Source organism: Aquirufa aurantiipilula (assembly GCF_019923745.1).
Taxonomy (GTDB): Bacteria; Bacteroidota; Bacteroidia; order Cytophagales; family Spirosomataceae; genus Aquirufa; species Aquirufa aurantiipilula.
The window spans coordinates 93,253-105,300 of sequence record NZ_JAANOG010000002.1; the positions used below are offsets into that span (position 1 = coordinate 93,253).

Annotated in this window: 10 protein-coding genes; 3 read left to right on the forward strand and 7 right to left on the reverse strand. The window is 34.3% G+C overall.

Annotated elements, in window-relative coordinates:
* Positions 1–10: 10 nt before the first annotated feature.
* The 3 genes from G9H60_RS02380 to G9H60_RS02390 all read right to left on the reverse strand — a co-directional run bounded on the left by G9H60_RS02380 (position 11) and on the right by G9H60_RS02390 (position 4,575).
* Positions 11–2,755 carry a class I SAM-dependent DNA methyltransferase gene (locus tag G9H60_RS02380; RefSeq protein WP_223142516.1) on the reverse strand — a complete coding sequence of 915 codons (2,745 nt, stop codon included), beginning with the start codon at positions 2,753–2,755 and terminating at the stop codon, positions 11–13.
* Between the two features lie 35 nt (positions 2,756–2,790).
* Entirely contained in the window at positions 2,791–3,240 is a 450-nt protein-coding gene (locus tag G9H60_RS02385; protein ID WP_223142517.1) for a hypothetical protein, read from the reverse strand.
* Between the two features lie 84 nt (positions 3,241–3,324).
* A complete protein-coding gene (locus G9H60_RS02390) occupies positions 3,325–4,575 on the reverse strand; it encodes a hypothetical protein (RefSeq protein ID WP_223142518.1) in 1,251 nt (416 codons plus the stop codon).
* A gap of 159 nt (positions 4,576–4,734) precedes the next feature.
* Between G9H60_RS02390 and G9H60_RS02395 the strand changes: the two genes are divergently transcribed.
* On the forward strand, positions 4,735–5,619 hold the full coding sequence (locus G9H60_RS02395) for a DUF488 domain-containing protein (protein ID WP_223142519.1): 885 nt from the start codon (positions 4,735–4,737) through the stop codon (positions 5,617–5,619).
* A complete protein-coding gene (locus G9H60_RS02400) occupies positions 5,620–6,468 on the forward strand; it encodes a hypothetical protein (protein ID WP_223142520.1) in 849 nt (282 codons plus the stop codon). It begins immediately after the preceding gene.
* Positions 6,469–6,970: 502 nt separating this feature from the next.
* Here the strand turns inward: G9H60_RS02400 and G9H60_RS02405 are convergent.
* Both G9H60_RS02405 and G9H60_RS02410 read right to left on the reverse strand, forming a co-directional pair.
* Positions 6,971–8,647, reverse strand: a complete 1,677-nt coding sequence (locus tag G9H60_RS02405) for a carboxylesterase/lipase family protein (protein ID WP_223142521.1) — start codon at positions 8,645–8,647, stop codon at positions 6,971–6,973.
* A gap of 203 nt (positions 8,648–8,850) precedes the next feature.
* Entirely contained in the window at positions 8,851–9,579 is a 729-nt protein-coding gene (locus tag G9H60_RS02410) for an NUDIX hydrolase (RefSeq protein ID WP_223142522.1), read from the reverse strand.
* A gap of 211 nt (positions 9,580–9,790) precedes the next feature.
* On the opposite strand from G9H60_RS02410, the gene G9H60_RS02415 reads away from it, so the two are divergent.
* Positions 9,791–10,165 carry a hypothetical protein gene (locus G9H60_RS02415; protein WP_223142523.1) on the forward strand — a complete coding sequence of 125 codons (375 nt, stop codon included), beginning with the start codon at positions 9,791–9,793 and terminating at the stop codon, positions 10,163–10,165.
* Positions 10,166–10,215: 50 nt separating this feature from the next.
* On the opposite strand, the gene G9H60_RS02420 is transcribed toward G9H60_RS02415, so the two are convergent.
* On the reverse strand, positions 10,216–11,343 hold the full coding sequence (locus G9H60_RS02420; RefSeq protein ID WP_223142524.1) for a hypothetical protein: 1,128 nt from the start codon (positions 11,341–11,343) through the stop codon (positions 10,216–10,218).
* Entirely contained in the window at positions 11,340–12,044 is a 705-nt protein-coding gene (locus tag G9H60_RS02425) for an ABC transporter ATP-binding protein (protein WP_223142525.1), read from the reverse strand. Before G9H60_RS02425 ends, G9H60_RS02420 begins: the two co-directional genes overlap by 4 nt.
* Positions 12,045–12,048 lie beyond the last annotated feature (4 nt).

Sequence of the window (12,048 nt, forward strand, 5' to 3'; positions counted from 1 at the left end):
TCTACCTTGATTAATTAGTTTTCTTTTTCTTTCCCTTAGGTTGAGTAAATAGATCTGCCGTATATTTTTCATATAGTTCAAACAAAAATTCCATTCGTTTAGCCTCATTGGTAAACGGTTGTGGTCTATATGCCAAGTCAACTGCTTTATCTAACTCATTATGAGCTTTAACCAAGGCAGGAGGCATTGTCATAGGATCATATAAATCAGCTAAAGAACTCTTTGGATATTGAGATCTTGTTTCTAAAACTCTTTGTGCTGCTATTTTTATTGCTTGGATGTGCTTTTCATTTGGAAATTCAGGCCAAGGGAAATTATTATAAACTATTGAATTTGAATATCTGTAATCACTTTTAAGTCTACCACACAAATAACGAACCCAAGACATATGCATAGTAGATGACAACATTCCAAAATGATAAATTGATGCATTAGGTAAAGCAATACAGCTATCATTTACTATATAGTCATTTGTAAAAAAACCCAATGGTAAATACCTTCTGTTTTCGGATGATGTTCTTGGGAAAAGAAGAAAATCTGAGTCTGGTTGACGTGGTTCTGCAAATAACTGTGGCGTTAAAGAAGTTTGTCGAGTTTGAATTTTAGTACTCGCTTCTCTGTATCTAACAACACTCTCCACTCTTTCCTTTACTAAAGGTAAATTTCTGATTTCTTGGGGTTCTGCATTTGCTAAATACAATACCCAACGATTTCTTCCATTAATAAACTCGTCTCCAGATAATATAGGTTTAAAAAATTTCTCAGCATTTGGTTCTTTTTTAAGAAATTCCAATTTTTCTGTCTCTGTAAATAAATAAAAACCTCCATCTACTATTTTATTACCGTAAAGCATTTCGGGTACATTACAAATGGGTTTAGTCCTTGAAAGAACGGCAAAATCCTTTCCTTCAACCAAGTAAGGATTAATATTTTTCACTTTAATTTCATGTGCTTCACCTTTAATATCTTCGTATTCAAAAATGCTTTTATTTGTTGTGTCGTAATTTGCAAACCCAATTATGACAACATGTACCGCTGCATTTGCTTTTGCTTCATTACTCCAATTAAAAGTTCGATGAGCAAAATGTATTTTAATTTTATAATGATTAAAGAGTAAATTCCATAAGATTCCTACTTGTTCTCCCTGTGTAATTGAATTAGTAGATACAAACGCCACTTTGGTTTTCGTGTTTTGAATTAGTTGTGCAGCTTTTAAATACCAACCCGCAACATAATCCATAATTCCCGCTCCCTTAACCCCTACAAATATTTTTTCTAAATCTTTTTTCTGATTTTCGTTTTGATTAGATTTTCCTATAAATGGAGGATTTCCAAGAATGTAAGAGAGTTCATTTTTTGAAACTAAATTCTCCCAGTCTATTTGTAATGCGTTACCGTGAACAATTTTTGCAGACTTCTTTAAAGGTAAGCGGACGAAGTATTGTCCAAATTCATTACTAATTAGCATATTCATTTGGTGATCAATCAACCACATAGCAACTTCTGCAATTCGAGCAGGGAATTCTTCGTATTCAATTCCATACATCATATCCACATCAAGCAACATAATGCTGCTTACATCCAATACCTGTTGCCCACCTTTATAAATGACTCTTAAAATTTCTAATTCTAATAATCGTAATTCACGGTAAGTAATTACAAGGAAGTTTCCACAGCCACAAGCGGGATCGAGAAATTTTAGAGTACTTAATTTCCTATGAAATTCGGGAAGTTTGTTTTTATTGTCTTTGATACTCTCAAATTCTTTCCAAAGGTCATCTAAAAAAAGTGGTTTGATCAATTTTAGGATGTTGGTTTCACTTGTGTAATGAGCACCTAAGTTTCTGCGTTCCTGAGGATTCATTACACTCTGAAACATTGATCCAAATATGGCAGGAGAGATCTTACTCCAATCTATATAACAGCAGTTTAGTAATGCTTGGCGCATTTTTGCATCAAAACTTGCTGTGGGTAAGATCTCCTCAAATAGTTTTCCATTTACATAAGGGAACTCTGATAATTGCTCATCAAGGTTTTTAAATCGATTTTCTTTGGGTGTATTTAATACCTGAAATAATTCTTGTAATTTGGCAGCGAGGTCGCTACCATCTTCCGAGGTTCTTTGTTCTATATAATCCTGAAATTGCTGTTTATTGAAAATCGTAGTATCCTCAGCAAACAATAAAAATAGTATACGTACTAAATAGACCTCCAAATGATGGCCTGTGTAGCCGATTTCTTCTATACTGTCGTGAAGTTTACCCATTAATTCCGCTGCTTTTATATTAGCAGGGTCTTGTTCCTTATAAACCTTCTTTTGGTAACCTAATAGATACCCAAAATGCTGAACATTATTTACAAGTTCGTTCAGTTTAAATTCTATCGTTTTATCCTCCTCAAGGTCGTAAAGTCTAAAATTCTCAAAGTCCGAAACAAGAATGTATTTAGGTAATTCATGTTGCTTGAGTCCGTGTGTGTAATCAATTGCCTGTTGATAAGCTTTGGTAAGGTTTTTACCAAGACTCTTCATTTCTATTAATATTGTACCTTTCCAAAGTAAATCGATGTAACCATCTTTTTCATCTAATTTTTTTACCCTATGCTCAAATGTTGAAACCCTTTTACTACTGATACCAAAAACATTGAAAAATTCAACTAAAAAAGGTTTTGCATCAGCCTCTTCATTTGAAGTACCTGCCCATTCTTTGGAAAAATTCAAGGCCCTATCTTTAATCTCATTCCAACTTAATGTCATAAAAAATTATATTAAAAGTATTCTACTTGTAAGTTTCATTTTAGTAAATCCCATCGTTCAAGATAATCCCCATTGAAATCTTTAAAATTGCGAACGTCAGAATCAATGTGTTTTTCACCATTTTTACCCGGTGTAATTAACCAGTCATGATGAGTCTTCTTAACCATTTTTGCAAGATCAATACTTGGAACTATATAATAATCAGGTCTTTGGTTTAAACCTTTAAGCCCAACAAAAATGTAAAACATCGATTTTGAAAACTTATTTTCAACTTTTTTATTGAGAATCCACTTTCTGTTATTTACCTGTGCTGTTTTGACTTGTATTGCAAAAATTTTATCATTGTCATCAAGTTTGGATGCATGGATATCAATACTATCATTATTCCTTAAAGTAATAGATGCCATATAACCTCTTAGGGACAGCTCTGCTGCCACAAAATATTCTCCTGCAATCCCTGTTATTCCTTTTGATAATTTCTCCATTATTCGTTTGACTTAAATAACTAAATAAAATTCATATTTAAACAATTACTACATTTTATAGTCTCCAAATACGAATGTATAAATTTAATGGACTTGGGTCTTTTCAAAATACAAATCTGAGTACTGTGAACCAGTCAGGTCACCTCTAACTGGTAGGTACTCATACAGTAACTCGAAGCACCACAGTTTAAAAATTTCTTCTTTGTTCTGAGGATTATTGTTTAATAAATGTATCCATTCATTATCTCTATTTTCATTTCCTGATTTTTGGAAATTTTGAGGTGTGAAATGACCAGCTTGATATTTTGATTCAAAAATGTATTCGTACTTCCAAAACATGTTCTTTATACCTTCAGAAGAAACACCGAATGGGTTCTCTGATTCTCCTTTGAAATAACCATACATACTATAATCAGAATTGCTGTGTTGGATAGAATTGGTGTCGAATGGTGAATAAACTTCAAAATCATTGATAAAATCAATACTATTTAACGAATGGTATGATACTATCTTGAATCCATAATGTTCGTTAGATTGCTTCAAAAATAATTCTAAGAGCTGTTCCTTGGTTTGATTATTGGTTTGTAATAAGTTTTGGTTATCCAATAGGTTCCTGAATGATTTCGAATATAGCCCATATTGAAAGAATTCTTCCCATTTAGATTTAGAGTACTTCTGATAAAATTCCTTTTCAAAAACTGACTCAATCCACCAAAACTTATACCTTAATTCATTTTTATCTGTTTTAAATGGATTCTCAACCTCACCTTTATAACATTTGTACACGCTATAATCATTACTCTGTAACATTCGTAATAGGTTACTTTGTGTTATTGAGACCTTTGGTGTTTTTCCGAAATTTGTATGTTCCAAAAAATCATTGATAAGTTCCTCACTTAAATTTTCCATGAAATTCTTGTAGGCAATAGTTAATTCCGTGATTGGTCCTTCAATATTTCCGTTTGATTTGGATTTGTGCCTGTACCGGCTGATTTCATGTTCTTCGAAGACAACCCATTTTCCTTTGATGTATTCTAATCTGAAATCAGGTTCGTTTTCATCTGAATACTCATCGGAGTAAATTTTACAGAATAGTTCTAAATAATCACCTTCATTGGGAGTGTATTCAAAATCAAAGACATTATATGTATTCAGTCTCTTTTTAATCTTTTTGATGATGTACCGGTCATATAGGTTTGGATTACTAAATTCTCCCAATACATGTAACTCAGTTTTATTTTCTATGAATCGATGTAGGACCCAATGCGGTTTTGTCCAGTCAACTTCAGATTCACCACATGTACATAGCTTGAAAGGGCCATTTAGGTCACACATATATTGATATTAAATAGGTTAGTAAATCTAACAAATTCCATCATTTAAATACTTTGTGTGACTTTAAATGACGAACAAAATCACTTCCTTTAAATTACGGGAAGTTTACACAGAGCAAAATTTTAATCAATAATAAAGGAAGTTTTATAACTTTGAATTATGTTTTATAGAAGAAGAATCATATTGTCTTTGTTACAAACTTTTGAAGGAGAATTAGGAAAAACTAAATTTCAAAAGCTGTTATTACTTTTCACTCAACAACAACTAAAACAAGATTTTCACTTTGTACCATACCGATATGGATGCTATTCTTTTCAAGCTGCAGCCGACATTTCTACAATGCAAAAATATGGACAACTCAAAATAGGTAATAATGGAGTGAAAAAAATTGATCCTCAAGATTATGTTTCTACTTTAAAAATTGAAGATAAAAAGATTATCAATTCAATTTTTTTACAACATAGAAATAAGAGTTATTCGGATTTAATAAAGTTTACTTATCAAAAGTATCCATATTATGCGATTCACAGTGAAATTGCAAATAGATATTTGACGGACTTAGAGTTAGAGGCTGTAAATAATCATGTACCATTTAGTAATGAAACTATTTTATTTACAATTGGATATGAAGGAGTTTCTTTGGAAGAATACTTAAATAAATTAATTAAAGAAGATGTAAAAGTCCTTGTTGATGTTAGGAATAACCCACAAAGTATGAAATATGGGTTTACTAAGAGTCAATTATTAAATGCAACTAACAGTGTAGGAATTGAATATATACACTTTCCTGAAGTCGGTATTGTTTCAAATCAAAGACAAGAACTCAACACACAAGAAGATTATGATAAGCTTTTTTCTAAATACATAAAAGAGACACTTAGTCAAACCAAGAATTCACAAGAAAAAATATTAGAATTGGTTATGACAAAAAAAAGAGTTGCATTGACTTGTTTTGAGGCCAATATTTGTCAGTGTCATCGAAAACACCTTGCTGAAGCTGTCATTTCATTGCCAAATTGGAATTATAAACTTAAGCACATTTAGATGCGTCGTGTCAAAGTTCTTATAACAGTTACAACTTATCCATTACCTTCGAGAAGTTATGACGAATTGGTTTGTACCGCTGGTGTACTTGAAGATGGGTCATGGATAAGAATTTATCCAATTCCTCTGAGTTTTTTATTCGACTTGAAACAAAGTGGGGCGGTGAAAAATGTAAAATACACTTGGGTAGAATTAGATGTTATCAAAAGAGCTGACGATTTTAGACCTGAAAGTCATTCTCCTGTGAATTATGATTTTCGTGATATTTCAATAATTGAACCAAGATTAGATACTAAAAATAACTGGCTAAGGAGAAAAGAGTATTGTTTGAAAAATGTATACACAGACTTTAATCTACTTATTCAAAAGTCAAAATCACCAACTAACTTGTCATTAGCTACGTTTAAACCAACCAATATTGTCAAATTCGAATGGGAAAAGGATAATCCTGAGTGGAAGGACGAATGGGTTGAATTAAGAAAGCAAACTGATTTATTTGCAGGTGGTGATATTGATCCACAACAAATAATTAGAAAAGTCCCGTATAAATTTTTTTATAGATTTAAAGATATTACCGGTAAAGAAAGGCGTTTAATGATTGAAGATTGGGAAATTGGCGAATTATATTGGAATTGTTTAAGGAGAGCCAAGGGTAACAATTCTATCGAAAAAGAAAAAAATGCAATAGAAATGGTAAAGAATAAATATTTTGATAAGTTCAATACCAAGAATGATATATATTTTTTTGTTGGAACAACTAAAGAGTGGCATAAAAGAAGGGGGCACAATCCATTTGTGATTATTGGAGTATTTTATCCTTTGAAAGAACAACAACTTTCACTTTTTTAAGTTTTGATGCCTCCCAACTTGTAAAGGTTCAAGTCAATTATAGTTTTTACGAGATTGGATATTTATTTGAAAAAGTCATTCGTTGAATAAATAGAGCCCCAAATTATTGTACTTAATGAATTCAATTTCGTTAAATGACAATTAAATTAAGAAACCAAGTGGTGCTAAAACCGAAGCAGGACCATCTAATTTGATACAATTCCGATTCAGTTAGATTAACCAATATAATACCTATACTATTATATTTCGACGATTTTATTCGATTTGCGTTCAGTCAGATTCGATATATTTCCACCGTCCGGACCGCCAACTTAGAGAAAGCTTCAGAGAAATCTGAAGCTTTTTTGTTTTAGGTTTATAGCTAATCGGCTTTCAAAAATCAACCTTTGGAAGGTTTAGGGCCCCACTATTTTATACAAAAAAAGCCTCAGAATCCTGGAGCCTTTTAATCAATAAGCCTATTTTAATCTAAATGGAATATTGGTTATTCTTTGTTTTATACTTAGGATAATTTCCCTAACTCTCTCCAAATACTTAATTCTTGTTTGAATCGGTCATTGATCACTTCCAATTTGGTATCAATGCGCATGGTTGGTCGGTCCTTTAAATTATAGGCTTTCCACTCAGGAGCATCTTTTGCGAAGGGCTTTCCTGTCTTAGCAAAATTGGTCCATAATTCAGCAAAATTGTGCGATGCTTGTGCCTTCTCTGGTCGATTACCACCAAAGAAACTAGCCTTATTGGCGCTTTCATTGTTGAACTTAAACGAAATATCCATAGCATGAGGTGTTCCCATGGCATATTCCGTTCCCGGAATTTTAACTTCTGATTTATAGCCAAAATTGTATAAATACACTGGCGCTCCGTTTTGCTTCACTTTCTTTTCAGCAATTTCCACCGAACCCAAACCCATCATAGTGATGGATGAAATAGATACAAAAATATCCGGTGCCGTAGCAGATGGATTCGCTTTGCGGTAGGTGTCTATCAGCTTGGCTGTATCCTTTTTATATTGGGGTTCTAGCTTTTTAGCCAAGGCTTCAAAATCCATTTTAAAGGATTCTGTATCTTTTCTTTCCCAAGCAAAGAACGTGTACTCATCTTCATTCCAACCTACCAATAAGGGTTTATTCTTAGAAATGGCTGGTGCCGTTGGGTCAAATGGATGGTATGGTAATGCTTTTCCATCTACCACTGGGCCAAAACCTCCCGCATTGCGACGCATCAAACCGGCAGCGCTAGCATTGTTCTTTTCCTGGAAGGGAGGAACAAATGGAAGTTTAGCCTGCATGGCTAGCAAGTCGGCCGCAGGAATGTCCAATAACTTCTTCCAATCTTGAGTAGCAATATTGAACTCTTTCAATAATTGCAAGGTATTTTCATGGGCCGTTTCTTTGTCCATCATCCTGACCCCTGGACCACTTTCTATGGATGCTTTGTTGAAATAAGGAGCAGCCGATGGCATGGCATATAAACATGATGTTTTAGCTCCTCCACCAGATTCACCCCATATCATCACATTGTTGGGATCTCCTCCAAACTGGTCAATGTTATCATGAACCCATTTCAAGCCATCCACGATATCCAACATGCCATTATTTCCTGAACCCTCATATTCAGCTCCAGCTAATTGATCCAAATACAAAAAGCCCATCAAGCCCAATCGGTGGTTGGTTTCAACCACCACTACATCAAAATTACGGGCTAAATTAGCCCCATCCTGACTCGCAGAACCACCTGAACCAATCACAAAACCTCCCCCATGATTATAAAACATAACAGGTCTTTTCTTATTATCGTTGGCCGGAGTCCATACATTTAAAAATAGACAATCTTCTGAAGGTGCCGGTTCATTTCTACGTGGTGCTTGAATGGCTGGTGCCCCCAAGGTCAAAGTGTCTTTAACGCCCGTCCATGGTTCTAATGGAGCAGGTCTGCGGAAACGTCTGTCGCCTGAAATCCGACCAGCATAGGGGATACCTTTGAAGATATTCACTCCTTCTGTTCGGAAGCCTTTAATTTTACCATAGGAGGTTTCACTCTGGACGAATTCTTCGACTGAAGAAAGGAATAGCGTTTTCTTTAAATCAGTTATAAGTCCAGGAGCTAATAAACTGCCAGATGAAACCAAAGACAATTGGCTTAAGAAACTTCTTCTACTTGGATGTGGATTTTTCATTTGGCCCTTTATTGAATAAAATTTATACAATGTATATGTTTTGTAAAACATATTCTTGATTTGATACAAATATTGAGATTGGAAAAGAAAGAACTATCCTTACTATAAATAAGGTTAGTTGACTTGGGACTTGAAATAATACAGCAGAATGTTTATTTAAAGGAAATGCTAGTCACGGTAAGCAGCGAAAATGTTAGAATACGTTACATCTCTTTGAACTTATACAAATAGGGGGCTTTGTTGGCCGCGCCAGTAAATTGTTTTTCTAAACGCTTGAGAATGTTTAAATCCAGCATCATTTTTTGAAAATTATTTCTCCGATAAGGTTTGTCAAAAATGGTTTCATATAAATTTTGAAGTTCTTTCATGGTGAAAGTCTCTGGTAGGAGATTATATCCTACTAAATGATCATCAAAGTTGGCGCGTAGTGCCAGAAGCGCTTTTGATATGATAGCCTTACCATCTAAAATTAAATTGGGAAGCTGATTGATATCTACCCATTCTATTTTTTCGTCAATGTAGGTAGTTTGTGGTTTTACCTTTTTTATGTCGACCAATGCATAATAACCTATGGAAACAAATCGACGGACAAACCAATCGTACTCTTCTTGTGAGCCTTGTAACTGCGGGTTTTGTGCTAGTAGGGAACTCATGAATTCAGCATTGTTTCTATGGGCATTGCCGAAAACATGGAATTGCTCCAAATAGATATCTTTTATTTGAGTTCTATCTTCTAATATGCGTTGGGCCGCTTGATCTACATCTTCATGTTGGTAGATGAATCCACTGGGTAATCCCCAGAAATTACCTTGAAAGTTCAATTTGGGGACTAAGACTTTTAACAATCCGTTTTGATAGCCGAAAATAACACAGTCGATGGATAATTGAGCAATGTAATCTTGGGTACTTATTCTTTTATAGCTTTCAGACATAGGTTTATTCCATGGTATTCTCAAAAATAATAAATTATTGTCTAAAAAATAGACAATATAAAAATTGTTTCTATATTTGGGCACCAAATGAATTTAAAATAGGTGTATTTCCTTGGTAATCAGTAATAGTATGAGGATAAATGCCGATAATTTAATTTCCAAACAACAAAATTGAACTCTAATTAATTGTTACAACTAAATAATCCAACCCATGAAAAAAGTAAGTATGTTATTTGCCATGTTAGCTTTTCTTATAAGCTTTCAAAGTTTTTCTAAATCAACTTTTGCTCCTGATTTTTTTGCAGGTAAGTGGGAATTGGTTATCGTAGGAACTCCTAATGGAGATGCAAAAATGATCAGTGAAATTAAGCGTGTAGATGGTAAATTGACGGCGGTATTGAAAGATCCTCAAGGACAAAATCCAGATATGAATGCTAGTGTGGAAGAAAAGGAAAATCAGATTCAGGTCTATTTCCAAGCTCAAGGAATGGATATCACGATGACTTTAAATAAAGTGGATGATGATAATCTAAAAGGGGATATTTTAAGTGGAATGTTTGAAGCGAAAGCCAAACGTATCAAATAATAAAGGATATTCTTTAGATAAAATTAAAGGGGCTTTTAGCCCCTTTTTTATTAAAAACTCCATCTGGCCCTCAGCATTCCCATATCACTGATATGTATATTGTCAAGGAAAAAGTTTTGGACAATCATATCTAGCTCAATCTGAGAACTTAGACTGTAACGAATACTCGGAATAGCAATGATTAAATTCAATCTTGGTGAATAAACGGTACTCAAAGAAATACTTAGGAGCGGATTAATTTCTTTACTGAACATGAATAAGAAATTATACTTGGCGGGCATTAAGTTTTTAGCTGAGAAGTTCAAGTTGATTTGCGGCCAAATCAAGACTTTTTCATTCAATCCTTCACTATTGAATAAAAATCCAGTATTTAAATACCATCCCTTGGGAAACATATAATCCAAACCCGATGAAATATTGATTTGTCCATCGGAAAAATATTGCGCTTCTCCTTTAAAGCCAGCGTCTTTAATATTGCCAGCCCAGCCTAGTCCCCAGGTTCCTAATCCTCGATACGATCCTGCAATAAATTGAAAATCATAGCTCCAATGGTTGAGAAAATACTTCATGGCGAATATGTCTTTTCGATCCAAAGATCGACTATAGACCATTTCTACATGAGAGAAATCTGAAATGGTATATTGTGTTTTAATCGCATCTGAGCCAGGTCTTTCTTCGTAATCAACATCCAAGAAATTATAGGTATTGAATAAATCATTGGGGTTCCAAAGTGTATTGATTCCCCAATTGATACGCTGTCTTCCTAAGCGAAATGTCCATTTTTTTTCCTTCCAATCCACATAAAAGCGTTCTACATTGGTATGGAAAATGACATCTGGTTCATTAATCCAAGCCACTTGTAGGTTAAGATTTTCACTGGTATTTCTCAATCGACTGGCATAATTGGGAATAATATGTAGGCTGTTTCCCGTAAAAATTCTATTTCGTAATTCCATGGAAAACTGGAGATTTTCCTTGGGTTTCCACTTAAATCGCAGTCGATTATGAATCAATTGATTGGAGTTATTGGAGTGGTTAAGCGGGTCAAATTGAATATTTTGTAATGCTTTGACATAGCCAGCAATACTCCAATTTCTAGATGTGGTGGTGCTATCTTGGCCACAAACTGGAATACATATACTTAAACAGGAAAAGGAAAAGAGGCAAAGCCATTTCATGCAGGTAAATTTTGCTTGGCAGTATCCGAAACGATTCTCCCATCCACCAAAGTAATCACTCGCTTGGCTCTGTCAATCACCCGTTGATCATGCGTAGAAAACAGGAAAGTCATATGTTCCTCTTGGTTCAATTTATACATGATATCCAATAAGTTGTTGGCAGATTGCGTATCTAAATTGGCGGTTGGTTCATCTGCTAAAATGAATTTAGGTTTAGAAGCTAAAGCCCTCGCCACAGCCACTCGTTGCTGTTGTCCACCCGATAATTGCGATGGCCTACTATCCAGTTTATCAGATAATCCGATTTGCTCAAACAAGGCATATATCCTCTGTTCTCTTTTTTTAAGCTCAATACCCTGTAGCTGCATGATGAATTCCACATTTTCTTTGGCAGTAAGCACTGGTATTAAATTGAAGGATTGAAATACAAAACCTATATTTTTTAGTCGGAAATCAATTAATTCACTTGGACTCATCTGAGTAATGTCTTTGCCATTAATGGTGATATTCCCTTCATCGGGGAGGTCTAAACCACCAATTAAATTTAGCAAGGTGGTTTTTCCGGAACCTGATGGTCCCACTAATGCAGTAAACTCTCCCTTTTCTACATGTAAATGCACGTTATTTACTGCATAAACAGGGATATTATCCTTGTTATAAATTTTGGAGATATTATGTGCATCAATGACCGTATTATCCATAGGT

Coding starts and splice junctions, on each gene's coding strand:
- G9H60_RS02400 (WP_223142520.1), top strand. CDS start 5,620: ATGCGTCGTGTCAAAGTTCTTATAACAGTTACAACTTATCCATTACCT.
- G9H60_RS02425 (WP_223142525.1), bottom strand. CDS start 12,044: ATGGATAATACGGTCATTGATGCACATAATATCTCCAAAATTTATAAC.
- G9H60_RS02395 (WP_223142519.1), top strand. CDS start 4,735: ATGTTTTATAGAAGAAGAATCATATTGTCTTTGTTACAAACTTTTGAA.
- G9H60_RS02390 (WP_223142518.1), bottom strand. CDS start 4,575: ATGTGTGACCTAAATGGCCCTTTCAAGCTATGTACATGTGGTGAATCT.
- G9H60_RS02420 (WP_223142524.1), bottom strand. CDS start 11,343: ATGAAATGGCTTTGCCTCTTTTCCTTTTCCTGTTTAAGTATATGTATT.
- G9H60_RS02380 (WP_223142516.1), bottom strand. CDS start 2,755: ATGACATTAAGTTGGAATGAGATTAAAGATAGGGCCTTGAATTTTTCC.
- G9H60_RS02405 (WP_223142521.1), bottom strand. CDS start 8,647: ATGAAAAATCCACATCCAAGTAGAAGAAGTTTCTTAAGCCAATTGTCT.
- G9H60_RS02385 (WP_223142517.1), bottom strand. CDS start 3,240: ATGGAGAAATTATCAAAAGGAATAACAGGGATTGCAGGAGAATATTTT.
- G9H60_RS02415 (WP_223142523.1), top strand. CDS start 9,791: ATGAAAAAAGTAAGTATGTTATTTGCCATGTTAGCTTTTCTTATAAGC.
- G9H60_RS02410 (WP_223142522.1), bottom strand. CDS start 9,579: ATGTCTGAAAGCTATAAAAGAATAAGTACCCAAGATTACATTGCTCAA.